The sequence below is a fragment of the Oceanimonas sp. MB9 genome, assembly GCF_011319775.1.
GTDB classification, from domain to species: Bacteria; Pseudomonadota; Gammaproteobacteria; order Enterobacterales; family Aeromonadaceae; genus Oceanimonas; species Oceanimonas doudoroffii.
In genome coordinates, this window is the sequence record NZ_VFBE01000010.1 from 15,261 (window position 1) to 35,961 (window position 20,701).

The following is a 20,701-nucleotide window of genomic DNA, read 5'->3' on the forward strand; positions in this document are numbered from 1 at the left end:
GTTGAGAATGAGCGCAGCGAATTCCAACACGAGGCCGGCTGTGACATGTTGTGAATTCGCTGCGCTCATCGCCAACCTACCCACTGCCGAGAAACATGAGCACAAAAAAACGCGGCCGTGAAATCACAGCCGCGTCGGTTTTACTTCTGGCTTTCAGCTTCGCGCTTCCAGCTTTATTTTTTGGTTGGTCGTGGCCAGTTCTTGATATGGCGCTGGGCCACACGGGTGATCACCAGCTCGGCTTCGGCCACGTCCTTGGTGACGGTGCTGCCGGCCCCCAGGGTGGCGTTCTTGCCGATGCGCACCGGAGCCACCAATTGCGTGTCGGATCCGACAAAGACGCCGTCTTCGATCACGGTCTGGAACTTGTTGACGCCGTCATAGTTGCAGGTGATGGTGCCGGCGCCAATGTTCACGCCCGCGCCGATCTCGGCATCGCCCAGATAGCTGAGGTGTCCGGCCTTGGAGCCCTGGCCCAGGCGTGCCTTTTTCATTTCCACAAAGTTGCCGACATGGGCGTCCTCGGCCAGAACGGCACCGGGGCGCAGGCGGGCGAAGGGGCCGGCGCTGCTGGCGCAGCCCAGCTCGGCGTTCTCGACGATGGAATAGGGTTTCACCTCGGCATCGTCGCCAATGACGCAGTTCTTGAGCATGGCGCCGGCGCCGATTTTCACCCGGTTGCCCAGACGCACCTCCCCTTCGATGATGACGTTGACGTCGATCACCACTTCTTCGCCGGCGGTCAGAGTGCCGCGCAGATCGAAGCGGGCCGGATCCAGCAGGCTCACGCCCTCGCGCATCAGCCGCTCGGCCTGCATGCGCTGGTAGGCCCGTTCCAGCCCGGCCAGCTGCACCCTGTCATTGGCCCCTTCCACCTCGGCGGTGCTGGCCGGCTGCACGGTGGCAATGTCGCAGCCATCACGGTGAGCCATGGCAAAGATGTCGGTGAGGTAATACTCCCCTTGAGCATTGTCGTTGTTCAGCTCGCCCAGCCAGCCCTTGAGCCGGCCGGCATCGGCCACCAGCACACCGGTGTTCACCTCGGTGATGGCCAGCTGTGCCGGCGTGGCGTCCTTTTGCTCGACAATGCCGGTGACCTGGCCGTTCTCCCGCACGATGCGGCCATAGCCGGTGGGGTTGGCCAGATTGACGGTGAGCAGGCCCACGCCACCGGGGGGCTGGGCGGCGATCAGCCGCTGCAGGGTATCCGCCTGCAGCAGCGGGGTATCGCCGTAAAGCACCAGCACCTTGTCTTCATCGGCGATATCGGGCAGCGCCACCGCCACCGCGTGGCCGGTGCCCAGCTGTTCGGCCTGGTGGGCCCAGTGCAGATCCGGGGCTTCAATGCGCGCCTTGAGCTGCTCGGCGCCGTGGCCGTACACCAGGTGAATGCCATCTACCCCGCAGGCCTGAGCGGCCTCGATCACATGGGCCACCATGGGCTTGTTGGCCACCGGGTGCAGTACCTTGGGCAGGGAAGAGCGCATGCGGGTGCCCTTGCCCGCCGCCAGAATTACCGCCTGAATCGTCATGAAAATATATCCCGTTTGAAATGACCGTGAGGAGTGAGGGGTTAGAGGTGAGGAGTAAAACCCGTTTGCAGAACGGTTGTTTCTCCTCACCCCTCACTCCTGACACCTCACCGTTAATGCCGTTATTGTGATTTTTTCGCAAAAAAAAAGCGACCCTGAGGTCGCTTTTTCGAACGTTCGGCTTAACGTACGTTTTTCTTAACCAACTGCAGCACGCGCAGTTTCGCCATAGCCCGGGCCAGTTCGGCGGCCGCTTCTGCATAGTCCACATCGTGTGAGGAGTTTTGCAGCTTGGCTTCCGCCGAGCGTTTGGCTTCTTCGGCCTTGGCTTTATCCAGATCTTCGGCGCGAATCGCAGTGTCGGCCAGTACCATGACACTGCTGCCCTGCACTTCCAGCATACCGCCGGAAACATACAGAACTTCCTGCTGGCCGGCCTTGGTCACGTATTGCACCAGGCCGGGACGGATTGCCGTCAGCAGGGGGGCGTGTCCGTAACGAACGCCCAATTCACCCTCAGAGCCGGAGACTGTCACCGCGCTGACAGAGCCGGAAAACAGACGCTTCTCGGCACTGACGATGTCCAGGTGAAAGCTATACTCAGCCATCAGGTCCTCCTTAGAGGCTTACAGTTTCTTGGCTTTTTCGACCGCTTCGTCGATGGAGCCAACCATGTAGAACGCCTGCTCGGGCAGCGTGTCGTAGTCGCCGTTCAGGATGCCCTGGAAGCCAGCGATGGTGTCTTTCAGAGACACGTATTTGCCGGGGGCACCGGTGAACACTTCGGCCACGAAGAACGGCTGAGACAGGAAACGCTCGATTTTACGGGCGCGGGACACGGTCAGCTTGTCGTCTTCAGACAGTTCGTCCATACCCAGGATGGCGATGATGTCTTTCAGCTCTTTATAGCGCTGCAGCACGGTCTGTACGCCACGGGCAACAGAGTAGTGCTCTTCACCAACCACCTGCGGGTCCAGCTGACGGCTGGTGGAGTCCAGCGGGTCAACGGCCGGGTAGATACCCAGGGCAGCGATCTGACGGCTCAGTACCACGGTCGCATCCAGGTGGGCGAAGGTGGTGGCCGGAGACGGGTCGGTCAAGTCATCCGCGGGCACGTAAACGGCCTGTACGGAGGTGATGGAGCCGGTCTTGGTAGAGGTGATACGCTCCTGCAGAACGCCCATCTCTTCGGCCAGGGTCGGCTGGTAACCTACTGCGGAAGGCATACGGCCCAGCAGTGCGGATACTTCGGTACCGGCCAGGGTGTAACGGTAGATGTTGTCCACGAACAACAGTACGTCACGACCTTCGTCACGGAACTTCTCGGCCATGGTCAGACCGGTCAGGGCCACACGCAGACGGTTGCCGGGCGGCTCGTTCATCTGACCGTATACCAGAGATACCTTGTCCAGTACGTTGGACTCGGTCATTTCGTGGTAGAAGTCGTTACCTTCACGGGTCCGCTCACCCACACCGGCAAACACGGAGTAACCGCTGTGCTCGATGGCGATGTTACGGATCAGTTCCATCATGTTTACGGTTTTACCTACACCGGCACCACCGAACAGACCAACCTTACCACCCTTGGCGAAGGGACATACCAGGTCGATTACCTTGATGCCGGTTTCCAGCAGCTCGGCAGAGTTGGACTGCTCTTCGTAGCTGGGGGCTTCGCGGTGAATGGACCAGCGCTCTTCTTCGCCGATGTCGCCTTTTTCGTCGATGGGGTTACCCAGTACGTCCATGATGCGACCCAGGGTCTGAACACCTACCGGCACCTGAATGGGCGCGTTGGTGTTTTCAATTTCCAGACCACGGCGCAGGCCGTCGGAAGAACCCATGGCGATACAACGAACAACGCCGCCGCCGATTTGCTGCTGAACTTCCAGAACCAGACCCTGGCCCTGGCCTTCCGTCGTAATCTTCAGCGCGTCGTATACGTGGGGAACCGCATCTTGCGGGAATTCCACGTCAACAACGGCGCCGATGATTTGGACTATGATACCCTTACTCATGTCAAATCCTCTAAACCTTTGAATACCTTCGCCTTATACGGCACCGGCCCCGGCAACAATCTCACTCAGCTCCTGGGTAATGGCGGCCTGACGGGCCTTGTTATACACCAGTTGCAGATCGTTGATGAGGTTGCCGGCGTTGTCGGTTGCGGCTTTCATCGCCACCATCCGGGCCGCCTGTTCGCTGGCCAGGTTCTCGACCACACCCTGATACACCTGGGATTCCACAAAGCGTACCAGCAGCGTGTCCAGCAGCGATTTGGGGTCCGGCTCATAGAGGTAGTCCCAGCTGTGGCTGGCCACTTCTTCTTCCGATGCAGGCAAAGGCAACAGTTGATCGACCGTCGGCTTTTGCACCATGGTGTTTTCAAACTTGTTGTACACCAGGTACAGCTTGTCTATCTCACCCTTGTCGTATGCCTCAAGCATGACGCTGACCGAGCCAATCAGGCTGTCCAGGGCGGGGTTGTCACCCAGGCCGGAAGCCTGAGCCAGTACCTTTCCGCCATAGCGGTTGAAAAAACTCACCGCTTTGCTGCCGATAAGGCACAGATCAACGCCCACACCCTTGTCGGTGCATGCTTTCATTTCGTTCATGGCAGCCTTGAACACGTTGATGTTCAGACCACCACAAAGGCCACGATCGGTGGAGACGATAATAAAGCCTACGCGCTTGACCTCACGGTCTTCCAGATAGGGGTGCTTGTATTCCAGGTTCCCCTGCGCGATGTGGCCGATCACCTTGCGTATGGTTTCAGCGTATGGGCGGCTGTGGTCCATGCGATCCTGCGCTTTGCGCATTTTCGAGGCGGCCACCATCTCCATAGCGCTGGTGATCTTCTGAGTGTTTTTCACACTCCCGATCTTGCTACGTATTTCTTTTGCGCCGGCCATGTCGCTTCTCCAATTCAGGTGGCAGCAATAAACGCTGCCACATGGTTACCAGGACTGGGTAGCCTTGAAGCTATCCAGCAACGCAGTCAGCTTGGCTACAACGTCTTTGTTGTAGTCGGCTTTCTCGTTGATCTCCGCCATCAGGGCGGCATGTTCTGAATTGGCGTAAGCGAGCAGGGCGTCTTCGAACGTAGTGATGAGCTTCAGCTCAACATCGTCCAGGTAGCCGTTTTCGGCGGCGAACAGGGACAGGGCCTGCTCCGCAACGGACATCGGACGGTATTGCTTCTGCTTCATCAGTTCGGTCACTTTCTGACCGTGGTTCAGCTGCTTGCGAGTAGCGTCGTCCAGATCGGAAGAGAACTGGGCGAAGGCGGCCAGTTCGCGATACTGGGCCAGGGCGGTACGGATACCACCAGACAGCTTCTTGACGATCTTGGTCTGGGCTGCACCACCTACACGGGATACGGAGATACCCGGGTCAACGGCCGGACGAATACCGGAGTTGAACAGTTCGGTGGTCAGGAAGATCTGACCGTCGGTGATGGAGATCACGTTGGTCGGTACGAACGCAGACACGTCGCCGGCCTGAGTTTCGATGATCGGCAGCGCAGTCAGTGAACCGGTCTGACCTTTCACTTCGCCATTGGTGAACTTCTCAACGTAGTCGGCAGACACGCGGGAAGCTCGCTCCAGCAGGCGGGAGTGCAGGTAGAACACGTCACCCGGGTAGGCTTCACGGCCCGGCGGACGACGCAGCAGCAGAGAGATCTGACGGTAGGCAACGGCCTGCTTGGACAGGTCATCGTACACGATCAGGGCATCTTCACCGCGGTCACGGAAGTACTCACCCATGGCACAACCGGCGTAAGGCGCCAGGTACTGCAGGGCGGCAGATTCGGAAGCGGAAGCAACCACCACGATGGTGTTCTTCAGCGCGTCATGCTCTTCCAGCTTGCGGACCACGTTGGCGATGGTGGACGCTTTCTGGCCGATGGCCACGTACACACACTTAATGCCGGAGTCTTTCTGGTTGATGATGGCGTCAACGGCCAGGGCGGTTTTACCCACCTGACGGTCACCGATGATCAGTTCACGCTGGCCACGGCCGATCGGAATCATGGCGTCAACGGCCTTGTAGCCGGTCTGTACCGGCTGGTCTACCGACTGACGGTCGATTACGCCGGGCGCGATTACTTCTACCGGAGAAGTGATATCGGTCTCGATGGCGCCCTTGCCGTCGATCGGCTCACCCAGGGTGTTAACCACACGGCCCAGCAGGCTGCGGCCTACCGGAACTTCCAGGATGCGACCGGTGGAGTGAACCTTGGTGCCTTCGGCCAGATCGGCATAAGGACCCATGACCACGGCGCCCACGGAGTCGCGCTCCAGGTTCAGTGCCAGGGCGTAACGGTTGCCCGGCAGTTCAATCATTTCACCTTGCATGATGTCAGCAAGGCCGTGAATACGAATGATGCCATCGCTTACGGACACGATGGTACCTTCGTTTCGTGCTTCACTGACAACATTGAATTGCTCGATGCGCTGTTTGATCAGCTCGGCAATTTCAGTTGAATTCAGTTGCATGCTCTATTCCCCAATCAAGATTGCAGCGTTTCGGCCAAGCGGGACAGACGGCCCCGCACACTTCCGTCGATAACCAGGTCGCCGGCCTTGATGATAATGCCGGCCATCAGGCTCTTGTCGACGCTGCAATTCAGGTTCACCTGGCGTCCCAGACGCTGTTCCAGTGAAGCCTGAATCTTGGCCACTTGTTGCTTGGTCAGTTTGGCGGCAGATACCACATCGGCATCCACTACCCGGTCCAGTTCCGCCTTCATTTCGGCGAATTCCCGCACCACTGCCGGCAACACACTCAAGCGTCCGTTTTCAGCCAGAACCCGAATCAGGTTCTGGCCTTGCTCGTCGAGCTGTTCGCCACAGACAGCCAAAAACACTTCGGCCATCTTTTCCGCGTTCAGATCGCTGCTCAACACCTGGGCCATGCTGTCGTTTTGTGCCACTTCGGCGGCAAACGTCAGCATGGACAACCAGTTGTCGACCGCTTTTTTCTCAACGGCAAAATCGAAAGCTGCTTTGGCATAGGGGCGAGCAATGGTTTTCATTTCCATGGCTCTGATTCCCTTACAGTTCAGCTACTACTTTCTCAACGATGTCGCTGTTGGCAGCGGCATCAATCTGACGCTCGAGGATTCTCTCTGCACCCACCAGGGCAAGAGCAGCAACCTGCTTGCGCAGTTCCTCTTTGACACGGTTGCGTTCGGCTTCAACTTCCGCCTGGGCCTGTGCCAGAATCTTTTCACGCTCGGCCTGAGCCTCACGCGTTGCATCCTCGATGATCTGGGCCTTACGCTTGTTGGCCTGCTCAACAATTTGAGCAGACTGCAGCTTGGCTTCCTTCAGCTGTTCGGTTGCATTGGTCTGCGCCAGTGCCAGGTCTTTCTTGGCACGTTCGGCCGAAGACAGACCTTCGGCAATTTCTTTCTGGCGCTTCTCGATGGCACCCATGATGGGGGGCCATACGAACTTCATGCAGAACCAAACGAAGATGATAAACGCGATCGTTTGACCGAGGATTGTTGCGTTCATGTTCATCGCAACTCTCCTTTAAAGTTGGTTAGCAGACTGATTAACGTGCCGGGCCATTAGGCTACGGCGAAGATCAGGTACAGAGCCATACCAACGGTGATCATCGGGATGGCGTCAACCAGACCTACCACGATGAAGAAGTTGCCGCGCAGGGCAGGCAGCATGTCAGGCTGGCGAGCAGCACTTTCCAGGAACTTGCCACCCAGCATAGAGATACCGATAGCACCACCGATAGAAGCCAGACCCAGCATGAGAGCGGCAGCGATGAAAATCATTTCCATTTTTTTTCTCCAATTGTTAGCGGTTAGAACGACAGCTTGTTAAATTTTTGTTATCGTTAATTAATGTTCTTCATAGGCCATCGACATGTAGACGACGGTCAGGATCATGAAGATGAAAGCCTGCAGAGTGATTACCAGAATGTGGAAAATCGCCCACGGCACATTAAGGACCCATTGAGACCACCACGGCAGCAGACCCGCGATGAGGATGAAGATCATCTCACCGGCGTACATGTTGCCGAACAGTCGCAGACCCAGGGAGATGGGTTTTGCGATCAGGGATACAGTCTCAAGCACCAGGTTAACGGGAATCATGGACCAGTGGTTCAGCGGTTGCATGGTCAGCTCTTTTACAAAGCCGGACACGCCCTTCATCTTGATGCTGTAGAAAATGATCAGGAAGAAGACACCGAACGCCATGGACATGGTGATGTTAACATCGGCGGAAGGAACAACCCTCAGGTAAGGAACGCCCAGCAATTGCGCACCATAGGGCAGATAGTCGACCGGGATAAGGTCCATCAGGTTCATCAGGAATACCCAGACAAAAATGGTCAGCGCCAACGGCGCGATCAACGCACTTTTGCCATGGAAGACGTCCTTGACAGATTTATCCACAAACTCAACCAGCAGCTCGATGGCACATTGCCACTTGCCTGGAACTCCGGTGGTAGCACGGGATGCCACCTTGCTGAAGCCCCACAAGAACAGCGCGCCCAGGACAACGGAAACAAGCAAAGAATCGATATTCAACGCCCAGAATCCCGAACCAATCTGCAGGTGTTGCAGGTGGTGAGAGATATAACCCTGGGAAGTTAGGACATCTCCTGTTGCAGCCATGTGTTTTCCTAGTAACGGTTGTTGAGAGTGAATGAAAGAATCCACTGCATCAGCAATGCCAGGGCGTAAGCCGCGTACAGGGGCAAGATACTCACCTCCATGTACTTGAACACCACCACAAACAGCATGATGGTGCTGGCCAGCTTAATCCCTGCCCCGCTGTAAAAGCTCGCCACAATGCTTTGCGGCGTGGCGTCACCGGCGCATCTGGCCAGCACCACCACACTGAAAAGGCATTGGGGAACCCAGTAGATTCCGCCTCCAATGAAGGCGGAACGGGCGGCGGCCTCCCCCTGTCCGAAACCGAACAGGCTGGCGACTGCCACCACCAGGAGAAATTGATAAACCAGTATCGCCAGCGCCACTTGTCTGTCACTGAGGTGCCGGGTTTTCTGCTTCACAACCACTCCTGATACAGTTAGGGGCCTTTCCAATGGCATCCATCGGTTAAGCCCCAAAAAAGCAGGTCAAATTATACCCGTGAACGACACAAATGCAATTGCACTAAATCCTTATTTTTTACGGATTTCAGCGCTTTTTTTGGGCATTTTCGGTACGGTTGACCTGATTGAAGAATTACTACAAATTTTGCGTTCGCTCAGCCGCCGGGTTCATCCCCCAGGCCGAAGAAATTCCCTATTTTATCCAGCTCATTCAATGAGTTGTAGGAAATCACCAACTTACCTTTGTCCTTGTTGGTGGACTTGATTTCCACTTTTATTCCTAATTTTTCACCAAACTCCCGTTCGAGCTGGTCCATGAACAGCGAGCGGGGCTGCTCTGTTTGGGGCTTTTCCGGCGCAAGGCTGCGTTTTACCAGCTTTTCGGTTTCCCGCACCGTCAGCCCCTGCTGTGCCACGGTGTGGGCCAGCTGCGACTGGGCTTCCCCTTCCAGGGTCAGCAGCGCGCGGGCATGACCCATTTCCAGGGAGCCGTGCTCCACCAGCTGTTTGACGTCATCGTTGAGTTGATTGAGGCGCAGCAGGTTGCTCACCGCACTGCGGCTCTTGCCCACGGCGTCGGCCACCGTCTGGTGAGTGAATGCAAACTCCTCAATGAGCCGGGACAGGGCGCGGGCCTCTTCCATCACGTTGAGATCTTCACGCTGAATGTTTTCGATCAGGCCGATGGCCAGGGCTTCCTTGTCGGATACCGGCTTGACCAGTACAGGAACCTTGCTCAGGCCCGCCATGCGGGCGGCCCGCCAGCGTCGCTCACCGGCCAGGATCTCGTAACCGCCGGCCTCGAGCGGGCGCACTACGATGGGCTGAATAATGCCCTGCTGGCGAATGGATTCGGCCAGTTCTTCCAGCGCCGGCTGGGACATGTCCCGGCGGGGCTGGTATTTACCCGGCTGCAGGCTGCCGATGGCGAGCGCCTGCAGTTCGCCGCCGGCACCCGCTTCGGAGTGGCTGTCGGCCTGCTCCCGGCGCAGATTGGCGGCCGAGCTGGTGCTGAGCAGGGCGTCCAGGCCCTTGCCCAGTCCACGACGTTTGATATTCATGCTGTCTGTTCCACCTGTTCGGGGTTGGCCTGCTGATCTTCGGCCCGGCGCAGGATCTCGCCGGCCAGGGCGAGGTAGGACTTGGCGCCCACCGAGGACTTGTCGTAATACATGGCGGGAGTGCCGTGGCTGGGCGCCTCGGCCAGGCGCACGTTGCGCGGAATCACGGTGCGATACACCTTGTCACCGAAATAGCTCTTGAGCTGATCCGACACCTCGCTGGAGAGGCGATTGCGGTGATCGTACATGGTGCGCAAAATGCCTTCGATCTTCAGCGCCGGGTTGACCACCGCCGCCAGCTTGCTGATGGTATCGACCAGCGCGGTCAGCCCTTCCAGCGCGAAATATTCGCACTGCATGGGTACCAGCACCGAATCCGCCGCCGACATGGCATTGACCGTCAGCAGGTTGAGGGACGGCGGGCAGTCGATAAAAATGTAGTCATAGTGCTCCCGCACCGGAGCCAGGGCGTTGCGCAGACGCACTTCCCGGGCAAAAAACTCCATCAGCTTGATTTCGGCGGCGGTGACATCGCCGTTGCCGGCAATCAGGTGATAACCGCCGCTGGTGTCGGTGACCACCACCTCTTCCACCGGCCGCTCGTCCACCAGCAGCTCGTAGGCGGTGCAGTCCACCTGATATTTGTCGATGCCGCTGGCCATGGTGGCGTTGCCCTGGGGATCGAGATCAATCACCAGCACGTTGCGTTTGGTGGCCGCCATGGAGGCGGCCAGATTGACACAGGTGGTGGTTTTACCTACACCACCTTTCTGATTGGCAATGGCAATGACTTTTCCCACCGAAAACCTCTACTGGCTGGCTTGCGAAATGACCACCAGATGGCGGTCGCCTTCCTGCTCGGGCACGTGCAGCGGATAAACACCGTGACATATCAGGTGAGCGGGCAGGGATTGCAGCTCCTGCTCCGGAATAACCCCCTTGAGGGCGAGAAAACGGCCATGGGGAGCGGGCAGGTGCGCGCACCAGCTTAGCATGTCATCGAGGGAAGCAAAGGCCCGGCTCAGCACACCGTCAAACTTTTGCTCGGGCTGAAAGGCCTCTACCCGGCTCTGCACCGCGTCCACATTGGTCAGCCCCAGCTGATGCACCACGGTGCGAATAAAGCGAATGCGCTTGCCCAGGCTGTCGAGCAACACAAACTGCTTGTCGGGATTAATGATTGCCAGGGGCAGGCCGGGCAGGCCCGGGCCGGTGCCCACGTCGATAAAACGTTCACCCTCAAGGTAAGGGCTCACTACCAGGCTGTCCATGATATGGCGCACCAGCATGGCCTCGGGATCCCGCACCGAGGTGAGGTTATAGGCCTTGTTCCACTTGTCGAGCAGCCCCACCAGGGCCACCAGTTGTTCCGCCTGCCGTTCGTTAACCTCAAGAGCGGTCTCGGCCAGCAGGGCTTGCAGTCGTTGCAGCATCATCACCCTCACGCCGACTTGCGCAGCAGGCCGCGCTTTTTGAGATGAACCAGCAAAATGGAAATGGCCGCGGGGGTTACCCCGGAAATGCGCGAGGCCTGGCCGAGCGTCTCGGGACGAGCCTGATTGAGCTTGGCGATCACCTCGTTGGACAGGCCGGAGACCTCGGCGTATTCCAGATCCAGCGGTAATCGAGTGTGCTCGTTGCGCAGCTGTTTCTGAATTTCGTCCTTTTGGCGTTCGATATAGCCGGCGTATTTGGTCTGAATTTCCACCTGCTCGGCGGCCTGCTCATGGTCGATGCCCGGACCAATGCCCTCGATGGCCATCAGCGTGGCGTAGTCGAGCTCGGGGCGACGCAGCAGTTCTTCCAGATTGTGCTCCCGGCTGAGCGGGGTTTTCAGTTTTTCGTTCAGGGCCGGGGCGGCGGCGTGTTTGGGATTGATCCAGGTGCCGCGCAGACGCTGGCTTTCCTGCTCAATGCGTTCCACCTTGTCGCAGAACAACGACCAGCGGTGATCGTCCACCAGTCCAAGCCGGCGGCCTTCTTCGGTCAGGCGCAGATCGGCGTTGTCTTCCCGTAGCAGCAGGCGATATTCGGCCCGGCTGGTAAACATGCGGTAGGGCTCCTGGGTTCCCAGGGTGGACAGATCGTCCATCATCACCCCAAGGTAGGCCTGATCCCGGCGCGGCGACCAGGCATCACGGCCAAAGGCGCGCAGGGCGGCGTTGGTGCCTGCCAGCAGTCCTTGGGCGCCCGCTTCTTCGTAGCCGGTGGTGCCATTGATCTGGCCGGCAAAGAACAGGTTGTGCAGGCACTTGTTTTCCATGTTGGATCGCAGATCCCGCGGATCGAAATAATCGTATTCGATGGCATAGCCGGGACGAATGATATGGGCCTGCTCAAAGCCGCGGATCGAACGTACGATCTGTACCTGCACGTCGAACGGCAGGCTGGTGGAGATGCCATTGGGATACAGTTCGGTACTGGTCAGGCCTTCCGGTTCCACAAAGATCTGGTGCGCGTTTTTGTCGGCAAAGCGCATGATCTTATCTTCGATCGACGGGCAGTAACGGGGGCCGATCCCCTCGATCACGCCGGCATACATGGGGCTGCGATCCAGGTTTTGGCGAATCACTTCATGGGTCTGTTCGTTGGTATGCGTGATGTAACAGGGCACCTGCTGCGGTTGATCAGCCCGGCTGCCGATGAAGGAGAACACCGGGGTCGGGTTGTCACCGGGCTGGGGCTGCATTACCGAAAAGTCCACACTGCGGGCATCAATGCGCGGCGGTGTGCCGGTCTTGAGCCGGTCGATGCGCAGCGGTAGTTCACGCAGGCGGCTGGCCAGGGCGATGGATGGCGGATCTCCGGCGCGGCCGCCCTGATAGTTGTCCATGCCGATATGAATGCGACCGTTGAGAAAGGTGCCCACGGTCAGCACTACGGTTTTGGCGCGGAATTTCAGCCCGGTCTGGGTAACCACGCCGGTGACGGTGTCTCCGTCAAGGATCAGATCGTCGCAGGCCTGCTGAAAGATCTTCAGGTTGGGCTGGTTTTCCAGTCGGGTTCTGACCGCCTGACGATAGAGCTGACGATCCGCCTGGGCGCGGGTAGCTCGTACCGCGGGGCCTTTTGATGCGTTCAGGGTACGGAACTGAATGCCGGCATTGTCGGCGGCCTGGGCCATGATGCCACCCAGGGCATCGATCTCCTTGACCAGGTGTCCCTTACCGATGCCGCCAATGGCCGGATTGCAGGACATCTGCCCGAGCGTGTCGATATTGTGAGTCAATAACAGGGTGTTTGCCCCCATGCGGGCGGCGGCGGCGGCGGCTTCTGTACCGGCATGGCCACCACCAACGACGATGACGTCAAACCATTCTTCATATTGCATAGCGAACACTCTTGAAACACTCAGGTGAAAGGATCACGAACCCATGATGCCGACCGTCGGGTGGATCGGATGGCCTTGTTCAGGGGGCAAACATTTTAGCCGTTTTGCCGAACGGATGGAAACCGGATCGAGCGGATCCGTTGATCGCTTATAGATCTATGATCTTTAGATCGATCTTCTATTGGATCTATTATTAGCTTTCGCCGGATCTGTGTATAAGCGCTTTTTGATCATGGAGATCATTCACTTACCACCGATCGCTTGATGTGGAAAACGGATCCCGGACCCGCGTATGACCGGTGATTAACTTGCCACTTTATTCACAGGCGCTCGAGGTGATGAATTTAATTTATAGGATAACTATAGGTTTGGCACCGGTTTTATCCATAGTTATCAACATAAGCCATGGAAAGTAAAAATCCCGAGGGCATGACATTTGCCTCGGGATCTGTTGATAACTCGGTGGAAGAAAGGAGATCGCCCCTGGGCGCAAGATCGGACGACGCGCTCCAGGGGCTGGAGTATCAGTGGATCCCGGCCTGCTTCAGGCACTGATCCAGCCAGCGTATTCCCTGCTGCTCGGGCAGATCCCCCCGGCTTACATCAATCTCGAGGCGATCGCCGATCCGTTCCGCACCCAGGGTATTTAGCTGTTGATCCAGCTTTTGAATGGCGTGGCAAAAGGTATCGTAGCTGGTATCCCCCAGGCCCACGGCCAGGTACCGCAAGCCCTGCAGGGACGGGGCCTGCTGCTGCAGTTGCTCATAAAAAGGCTGAATGTTGTCGGGCAGATCCCCGGCTCCGTGGGTGGAGCACAGCAGCAGCAGAACATGATCGGGGGCGATCAAGATGTGATCAAGCTGGGGAGAAGTGTGAATAACCGTGGTATGACCCTTGGTTTGCAGTTGATCGGCCATTTCCTCGGCCAGATCCTCGGCGTTGCCGAGGGTGGATCCCACCAGCAGGGTAAAGTGATTCATAAGGTAACTCGCATGACTATCAGGCCCGTTATCTTAACCCAATATGGAATATTGAGCCCTCAGCCACCCACCGAATACAGATGGAACTCGTTGCCCTCAAAGTCCAGTATGACGCCTTCCGCAGTGATGCTGCGTACGGTTAACCCGTTGGTATGATCTCCTTCCCGCAGCATTTGACCGTTGATCTTGGCCCTGCGCGCGGCGGGATCCGGCGAGTATATGTGCACCGACAGGGTCAGGGCGGGCAGCCGGGCGCGAATGCCCGCGGAAAGTTCACGGAAGTCCGGTACGCCGGGATCATGGGCCGGTTTCGGTATGGCATTTGTGGCTGCCTGTGGTGGGGCAACCACGCCGTGATGGGCCGATGGCTCCGTGTTTGAGTCGTGCAATCGAATGGCCGAAGGCGCTTCCACCAGAATGCGGGGCGCGTGAGTTCCGCTGATGACGGGGGCGGTTGACGGTGTCACCTGGGAAGCCGGCGCAGGAGCGGAGGGCGGCCCCACCAGCCAGGGGACGCCAAACCGACCCAGCCCATAGCCGGCCGGCAACGCCAGCAGCAGGATCAGCAGCAGCCAGGGCAGGCGACGTCGGTAAAACGGCGGCGAGGGCGGCGGTGGCACCTCGGCGAGGATCGCGGGTCCAGTCACCGGCGCCTGGCCGTTGCGGCGGCGTTCCGATTGTTTCAGGGCATCGAGAATATAAGACATGGCAAGGCTCCGGTTAGTCGCTCAGCCTGGGCAGCCCGTTCAGGCTGGCACTGAAATAAACGCCGGTGCGGGGGCCGAAGATGCCGTCCGGGGTCAGCCCCTTGCTTCTTTGAAACGCCTCCACATCCATGCTCAGCACCTCGTCATAGTAGGGCTGATTGGTGCGCGCGGGGCGGTTTCGCCATGCGGCCAGGTGCTGCTCCAGCCAGGCGACGGCTTCACCCCGGCTGCCCGGTTGCAGCGACTCCTGATAATACGGGGGCGGTTGCCACAGCATCACATAGCTGCCGGGCCATTGTGCTGCCAGCTCGGTCAATGGCAATTGCATGGCCTTGCCGCCCAGCATGATGTTCGCCTGTTCGCCAGCAACGCCGGTCAGGGTGGCGTAAAGCGGGGGATATCCCGCACGTTCCAGCCTGAACACCGCCGGGTGGTTCTGTGCCAGCAGGGTGGAGAGCTCGCCATCTTGCTGCGCGCAGTCCAGCCGCTGGCTACGGGCGTAACGACAGACTACCGGATGGGTGTTGGGATCATACTCCAGTCTCCACAGGGCAAATAGCTGCCGATAGGCCATCACCTGGCTGAGTTCGGTATCCAGATGTTCTGGCCACTGAAAGGAAGGAGTCTGCACTTGAATGTCTTCAGCGGGCTGAAGCGGTGGCACCTGCTCTGGCGAGGCGGCCGGTATGGCGGTGAGGTTTGACTCGGTATCGGTTGTCGAGGGAGCGGCCTGCTTTAGCGACATAAACAGCCTGGAAACCGTGCCCTGGTATTGCCAGCCGGTCAGGCCCAGCCCGGCTACCAGCGCCAGCAGTGATATGGCGGCGATGGCGGCTTTCCTTCGGCGGGCCCTGGGTGCCGATGTTCCCTGCACCTCCATGGCGGCGCGGTTGATGATGCCGGCGTCCACCCTGGGCAGGCGCTGTACAAAGGCGCCCAGCAGGGCGCGATCGCAGATCACGTTGATCAGTCGGGGCACGCCGCCGGTCACACGGTAAAGCCGGCGCAGGCTGTCCGGATTAAACAGCTGTACTTCAATGCCCGCCACCGACAACCGGTGGGCAATGTAGGCGCGCATTTCATGAAATGAAAGCGGCGCCAGGTGATAACGGGCGGTGATGCGCTGCGACAGCTGCCTGAGCTCGGGTCGGGCCAGCTTCTCCGCCAGCTCCGGCTGGCCCAGCAGCATGATTTGCAGCAGCTTGTGGGTATTGGTCTCCAGGTTGGTGAGCAGGCGGACCTGCTCAAGCAGCGCCACCGACAGGTTTTGCGCCTCGTCGATAATCAGCACGGTGTGGCGCCCTTGAGCATGGGACTCCAGCAGGTGATGATAAATGGCATTGGTCAGCTTCAGCGAATCGGGACGTTCGGGAAGGATCACCTTCAGCTCGTGACAAATGGCGCTGAGCAGTTCGGTGGCACTGTTGCCCGGGCTGAGGATAAAAGCCAGATCGGTTCGCTCCGGTACCTGTTCCAGCAAGCTGCGGCAGACCGTGGTTTTGCCGGTACCCACCTCGCCGGTAAGCAACACAAAGCCGCCGGGGCAGTTCAGGCCGTACTGCAAATGAGCCAGTGCTTCCCGGTGCTGCTGACTGGGATAGAGAAAACGGGGATCCGGCGCAATGGAAAAAGGCAGATCCGTCAGGCCAAAATAGTTGCTGTACATTGTATCGTCCCTGTGTAAACGCTCCTAACAGCGGTTTGCCCGAAGCGGGTTACATGGCTACCTGCTGCAACTTGCTGCGGTATTCCTGCGTCACGGCCCGGGCATCAATGGCATTGGTCACGGCGGTTGGCGTGATCAGCACCACCAGCTCGGTGCGGCGTGTGTTGGTACCGCTGCTGCTGAACAGCCATCCCAGTACAGGTACATGGCGAAGACCAGGCACGCCCTGGCTGTCGCGGCTGGTGTTTTCGCGTATCAGACCCCCCAGCACCAGGGTCTCACCGCTCTGTATCGCCACTCTGGTGTCGATTTTTCGCTGGGTGATGGTGGGCGACTGAATATTGGATGTGGTGGTATTGGCCACGTCGTTCACCTCTTGCACCAGCTCCAGCACCACCATGCCGCCGGCGTTGACCCTGGGAGTGACTTCCAGCAGCACGCCGGTATCCCGATACTGAATGGTGCTGGTGACGTTCCCCACGTCGCTGTTGAGGTTGGTGGTCTCAGAGGTACGTATGGGCACCTGATCGCCCACCCTGATCAGGGCTTTCTGGTTATCCAGCACCATCAGCGAGGGAGAGGAAATGACATTGACCTTGGAATCACTGGCCAGGGCGGTTAGCAGGGCCCGGGTACCGGCGGCGTTAAAGACCTCGTAGCTGGCACTGACGTCCAGGCCGCCATCAAAGGGGGAAGGAATGGGAAGGGAGCCGACGGCACCCACACCACTGCGGCCGCCTCCCAGGCTGTTCTTGAAAAACCATTGCAGGCCATAACGCAGTTCGTCTTCCAGGCTGACTTCCACTATGGTGGCTTCCACCAGCACCTGCAGGGGCAGCTGATCCAGCCGCTTGATGGCTTGCTCGACCTTGGCGTAATCGGCGCTGGCGGCCATCACCACCAGGGCATTGCGTTCGGTATCGGCAATGACGCTGACTTCGCCCACATCTAGGCTGGCGGTGCTGATGCCGGTGGCAATCTGCACCGGTTCACCCTCTTCACCCTCCTCTCCGGTGGGCATTGTCTGTGGCCGGGGCTCTGCGCCATGGTGACGGCGCTGGCTGTCAAACAGCTGGTTAAGCAGCTCGGCCAGGTGTTCGGCCTTACCGTTCTGCACATGATAAACATACATGTTAAGGCCACGGGGGTTCTCGGCCCTATCCAGCCGTTCTATCCACACTCGGGCGTCGGTCAGGTAGCGCTCCTGGGGGGTGATCACCAGCAGGGCATTCAGTCGTTCTATGGGCAGGTAACGCACCATGCCCGCCAGGGGGCCTTCGGCTTCGTCGCCGAAAATGGCCTGCAGCTCGCTGGCGATAATCTCGGCGCTGCTGGCCTGCAGCCGAAACAGCCCCACCGACATGCCGCGCAGCTGGTCCACATCAAACAGGTTCACGGTATCGCGAATATTGGTGAGTTCGTCATGGGTGCCGACCAGGGTGATCAGGTTGCGCACATCGTCCACCATCATGGCACCCTGGCGCGGTTTGACCGGCTCCAGAATTTTTTCCATCTCCCGGGCACCGATGTAACGCAGTGGCAAAATCAACATTTGGTAGCCCCGCTCGGCGGTGGGCGCCAAACGCGGGTTGAGGGTCGAGGTCGGCACCTCGCCGGCGGGCACCACATTGAACAATCCATTGCTGTGTACCAGGGCGGCCCCATGGGTTTGCAGCAGGCTTTCGAGGGTGGGCAGCAGATCATCCTGGCTGATGGGGCGGTTGGTTTGCAGAAAGACCTGGCCACGCACCCGTTCGTCGAGGGAATAGTTCAGCTCCAGAATGTCGCCCAGAATGGTTTTTACCACCTCGGCAATGTCGGAGCCCTGAAAGTTGAGTGTCACCGCGCCGGGAGGCGGAGCCGTGCTCTGTGGCGCCTGGCCCAGGCGCAGAAAGTTGCCCGAGCCCCGGTAGATTTCGCTGCGGGTGACCGGCGTGGCCGAGGGTGCCGTTGTCAGGCTGGCCGAAAGGGGGGCGGCGGGGGTTTCACTGGAGGGCAGTTTGACCGGATCATAGCTGCGTTTCACCCTTTCCTTGCCCCAGGGCTTGTCGAGGGCGCTGTGATCGCCGGTGGGCGTGGTGCAGGCCAGCAACAGGGAGCAGACAATGCAGGCCCCAAGCCAGTGATGTAAATGAAGCTTGCTCATGATGACTCCCCGTTACTTCCCTGTTCGGTAGCAGGCTCTTCGCCGTCGCTGGTCTCGGTGCTTCGAGACTGGCCGCCGGTGTCGTCCTTTGATGCCAGCGGCTTGGGCAATGGCCGGGTGGAAGGCGGCCTGGGTTCCCACAGCTTCAGCCTCAGGCGCTGACCATTGTCGAGCAGCAGCACGCCATCCTTGGTTATTTCTTCAAGCAGCCAGTTGCCATGTACATACATGCCGGCGCGAACCCGCAGCCGGCCTTCCCCCAGCCGCTCGCTGAACAGGGCCAGGGGTTGATCGTCCTCCCATACCACGCCGCTGAGCCGCCAGTGCGCGCGCATTTCCGCGGCGCTTTCGGTCAGGGCCGCGCCGTTATCGTTGTCGGGGCGGCGGGTGGCCTTGAACAGCGGTCGATCCAGTATTGAGGCAAACTGCTCCAGGGGCGGATATTCGTGCCCTAAAGCATCATCGGGCTGTACCGGTGGCAGCCACAACAGGAATAACATGGGCCAGGAGAAAGGTTTCATGACGCCCCCTGTGGTGTGTAGCCAAGCAGGTTAAAACGCACATCAAGCGTGGGGCGCTCCGGCTGCTGGCGCCGGTTCAAGGGAGCGGTGCGCCTGTTCTCCCTGGATGAGGCGGATATCACCAGCTCACTGATAAACAGTACGGGAGTGTTTGACTCCAGGGCGTGGAGCAGGGGTACCAGCTCGTCCAGTTCACTGCGCAGGTGCACCCGCAGCATCACTTCCGGCAGGGGCGCATTGGCGTTGGCCGAGGCATTCTGAATGCTGATCAGCTGACCGCCGTGTTGCGCGACCAGGAGGTTAAGGTGCTGTTGCAACCAGGCCTGAGCCAGGGTGGGGCGCTGTTCGGGCAAATAAAGATCGTTGTCGGGCTGGCGGGCCCTGATGTGTTGCAGCTGCCAGTCGGTTTCATCCCGTTGTTCGGCCAATGCCCGGTAGCGCTCCAGCCGGGAGGCCAGCTGGTCGAGTTGCTCGCCCTGGTGGAAAAACAGCCCGATAAGGGGAGTGATGACCAGGCTGGTCAGCAGCACCATCACCAGCAGCAGTAAGCCCAGTGCCGCCAGTCGCTGTTGTCTGGCGTTCGGACTCATGGCGCCGCTCCTTGCACCAGGCGTGCGGTGATCATAAAGCGATCCCTGCTGGTGGCCGGGTTGATGGTTATTGGGGAGCCGAAGCGCACATCGAAAAACAGTGAGGAACCTTCAAGCAGGCCGATCAGCTCCGACGCACGGGTGGATTCGCCGCGAATCTGCAGGCTGTCTTCCTTCAGCTCGAGTCGCGTCAGCCAGGTGTGATCCGGCAACTGGCGAGTGAGTTCGTCCAGCAACAGCAGGGTGGCCCTGCGTTCGGCACGCCTCTGGCCAAGCCAGGTACGACTATCTTGAAGGGCCGTCAGTTCGCGCTTGAATGCGGCCGCCTGTTCGGCGCGCTGGCGCGGTAGCTCCAGTTCGGCGGTGAGGGTGTCAATGCGAGCCTGCCGGTGATAAAGGGGAACCGCGATCAGCAACAGCACCATCACCAACCCCAGGATCACCTTTCGGCTTTTCCGTCGACCGGCCCGTGGCGAAGTATCATTGGGATGAACGGGCAGCTTGATGGCTGGCGCCTCGGGCTGGTCGGCGGCGCACAGCAGGGCGGGGAAAATACTCAGCTCGGCCAGCTCGGCCAGGTGAGCATCGGTTTTCGCTTTGGGGGCCAGCAGCAGGTCAACCTGAATCTGCACGTTGGTTGCCTCCCTCGGTCGGGCATGAAAGCCGAAATAGACCTGGTCGGCGGTAAAGGGGGTGTGCCGGTCCATCTCAAAGCGCAGTACGGCTTCCAGATTGCCGGCAGTGGCGACGGGCAGGGTCACTCGGGTGAGCAACAGCTCATCCTGAGGCAGGTACAACCGTATTTGCCCCGCGTTGCGTACCAGCCGTTGCAGGGCCTCGGGTGGCAAGTCCTTGGGTGAGTGCACCTGGTTACCGGGTTGTTGCTCCAGCCGGTAGCCGTGGTGAGCGGGGTGAATGCACAGCATCTGGCCCGGCTGGCGTAGCCGCCGCTGCCATGTGGCCGGCAGCATGCCCAGCAATTGTTCGCGCCACCAGTGCCAGAACCGGTAAAGTTCGGCCGACACCTGGCGGCCGTGCTGGCCGAGCCTGTGAGCGATGTTGTCCCCATCCATAGGGCGTCTCC

Annotated in this window: 21 protein-coding genes; all 21 read right to left on the reverse strand. The window is 59.2% G+C overall.

Annotation, left to right across the window (positions count from 1 at the left end):
• Positions 1 to 173: 173 nt before the first annotated feature.
• Complete coding sequence (glmU, locus tag OJHNALOF_RS15635; protein ID WP_165662625.1) at positions 174 to 1,532, reverse strand: bifunctional UDP-N-acetylglucosamine diphosphorylase/glucosamine-1-phosphate N-acetyltransferase GlmU; 1,359 nt, start codon at positions 1,530 to 1,532, stop codon at positions 174 to 176.
• Between the two features lie 182 nt (positions 1,533 to 1,714).
• Positions 1,715 to 2,140 (reverse strand): F0F1 ATP synthase subunit epsilon, encoded by a 426-nt coding sequence (locus tag OJHNALOF_RS15640; protein WP_094202003.1) that lies wholly within the window; start codon positions 2,138 to 2,140, stop codon positions 1,715 to 1,717.
• 18 nt (positions 2,141 to 2,158) lie between these two features.
• A complete protein-coding gene (gene atpD / locus OJHNALOF_RS15645; RefSeq protein WP_094202002.1) occupies positions 2,159 to 3,547 on the reverse strand; it encodes a F0F1 ATP synthase subunit beta in 1,389 nt (462 codons plus the stop codon).
• A 33-nt stretch (positions 3,548 to 3,580) separates the two neighbouring features.
• Positions 3,581 to 4,441, reverse strand: a complete 861-nt coding sequence (atpG, locus tag OJHNALOF_RS15650; protein WP_094202001.1) for a F0F1 ATP synthase subunit gamma — start codon at positions 4,439 to 4,441, stop codon at positions 3,581 to 3,583.
• A 45-nt stretch (positions 4,442 to 4,486) separates the two neighbouring features.
• The gene (gene atpA, locus OJHNALOF_RS15655; protein WP_094202000.1) at positions 4,487 to 6,028 is read right to left on the reverse strand and encodes a F0F1 ATP synthase subunit alpha; all 1,542 of its coding nucleotides are present in this window, start codon (positions 6,026 to 6,028) and stop codon (positions 4,487 to 4,489) included.
• Between the two features lie 14 nt (positions 6,029 to 6,042).
• The gene (gene atpH, locus OJHNALOF_RS15660; RefSeq protein WP_094201999.1) at positions 6,043 to 6,573 is read right to left on the reverse strand and encodes a F0F1 ATP synthase subunit delta; all 531 of its coding nucleotides are present in this window, start codon (positions 6,571 to 6,573) and stop codon (positions 6,043 to 6,045) included.
• A 13-nt stretch (positions 6,574 to 6,586) separates the two neighbouring features.
• The gene (gene atpF / locus OJHNALOF_RS15665) at positions 6,587 to 7,057 is read right to left on the reverse strand and encodes a F0F1 ATP synthase subunit B (protein WP_014290940.1); all 471 of its coding nucleotides are present in this window, start codon (positions 7,055 to 7,057) and stop codon (positions 6,587 to 6,589) included.
• Between the two features lie 50 nt (positions 7,058 to 7,107).
• Positions 7,108 to 7,332 (reverse strand): F0F1 ATP synthase subunit C, encoded by a 225-nt coding sequence (gene atpE / locus OJHNALOF_RS15670; protein ID WP_071471457.1) that lies wholly within the window; start codon positions 7,330 to 7,332, stop codon positions 7,108 to 7,110.
• Between the two features lie 60 nt (positions 7,333 to 7,392).
• Entirely contained in the window at positions 7,393 to 8,172 is a 780-nt protein-coding gene (atpB, locus tag OJHNALOF_RS15675) for a F0F1 ATP synthase subunit A (RefSeq protein WP_094201998.1), read from the reverse strand.
• A gap of 8 nt (positions 8,173 to 8,180) precedes the next feature.
• The gene (locus tag OJHNALOF_RS15680; RefSeq protein WP_165662626.1) at positions 8,181 to 8,573 is read right to left on the reverse strand and encodes an ATP synthase subunit I; all 393 of its coding nucleotides are present in this window, start codon (positions 8,571 to 8,573) and stop codon (positions 8,181 to 8,183) included.
• A 197-nt stretch (positions 8,574 to 8,770) separates the two neighbouring features.
• Positions 8,771 to 9,676 (reverse strand): ParB/RepB/Spo0J family partition protein, encoded by a 906-nt coding sequence (locus OJHNALOF_RS15685; RefSeq protein WP_165662627.1) that lies wholly within the window; start codon positions 9,674 to 9,676, stop codon positions 8,771 to 8,773.
• Complete coding sequence (locus OJHNALOF_RS15690; RefSeq protein WP_094201995.1) at positions 9,673 to 10,476, reverse strand: ParA family protein; 804 nt, start codon at positions 10,474 to 10,476, stop codon at positions 9,673 to 9,675. The genes OJHNALOF_RS15685 and OJHNALOF_RS15690 overlap by 4 nt, the downstream gene beginning before the upstream one ends.
• A gap of 9 nt (positions 10,477 to 10,485) precedes the next feature.
• Positions 10,486 to 11,109: a 16S rRNA (guanine(527)-N(7))-methyltransferase RsmG gene (gene rsmG, locus OJHNALOF_RS15695; RefSeq protein ID WP_165662687.1), complete on the reverse strand. Its 624-nt coding sequence runs from the start codon at positions 11,107 to 11,109 to the stop codon at positions 10,486 to 10,488.
• Positions 11,110 to 11,117: 8 nt separating this feature from the next.
• On the reverse strand, positions 11,118 to 13,007 hold the full coding sequence (gene mnmG, locus OJHNALOF_RS15700; protein WP_094201994.1) for a tRNA uridine-5-carboxymethylaminomethyl(34) synthesis enzyme MnmG: 1,890 nt from the start codon (positions 13,005 to 13,007) through the stop codon (positions 11,118 to 11,120).
• Positions 13,008 to 13,531: 524 nt separating this feature from the next.
• The gene (gene mioC, locus OJHNALOF_RS15705) at positions 13,532 to 13,987 is read right to left on the reverse strand and encodes an FMN-binding protein MioC (RefSeq protein ID WP_165662628.1); all 456 of its coding nucleotides are present in this window, start codon (positions 13,985 to 13,987) and stop codon (positions 13,532 to 13,534) included.
• Positions 13,988 to 14,046: 59 nt separating this feature from the next.
• Positions 14,047 to 14,694 carry a general secretion pathway protein GspB gene (locus OJHNALOF_RS15710; RefSeq protein ID WP_165662629.1) on the reverse strand — a complete coding sequence of 216 codons (648 nt, stop codon included), beginning with the start codon at positions 14,692 to 14,694 and terminating at the stop codon, positions 14,047 to 14,049.
• Between the two features lie 13 nt (positions 14,695 to 14,707).
• Positions 14,708 to 16,360 (reverse strand): ExeA family protein, encoded by a 1,653-nt coding sequence (locus OJHNALOF_RS15715; protein WP_165662630.1) that lies wholly within the window; start codon positions 16,358 to 16,360, stop codon positions 14,708 to 14,710.
• A 49-nt stretch (positions 16,361 to 16,409) separates the two neighbouring features.
• Positions 16,410 to 18,506 (reverse strand): type II secretion system secretin GspD, encoded by a 2,097-nt coding sequence (gene gspD, locus OJHNALOF_RS15720; RefSeq protein ID WP_165662631.1) that lies wholly within the window; start codon positions 18,504 to 18,506, stop codon positions 16,410 to 16,412.
• A complete protein-coding gene (locus OJHNALOF_RS15725; protein WP_165662632.1) occupies positions 18,503 to 19,027 on the reverse strand; it encodes a type II secretion system protein N in 525 nt (174 codons plus the stop codon). The genes gspD and OJHNALOF_RS15725 overlap by 4 nt, the downstream gene beginning before the upstream one ends.
• Positions 19,024 to 19,617, reverse strand: coding sequence for a type II secretion system protein GspM (gene gspM / locus OJHNALOF_RS15730; RefSeq protein ID WP_165662633.1), 594 nt, complete (start codon positions 19,615 to 19,617; stop codon positions 19,024 to 19,026). The genes OJHNALOF_RS15725 and gspM overlap by 4 nt, the downstream gene beginning before the upstream one ends.
• Positions 19,614 to 20,690: a PilN domain-containing protein gene (locus tag OJHNALOF_RS15735; protein WP_240919771.1), complete on the reverse strand. Its 1,077-nt coding sequence runs from the start codon at positions 20,688 to 20,690 to the stop codon at positions 19,614 to 19,616. The genes gspM and OJHNALOF_RS15735 overlap by 4 nt, the downstream gene beginning before the upstream one ends.
• Between the last annotated feature and the right edge of the window lie 11 nt (positions 20,691 to 20,701).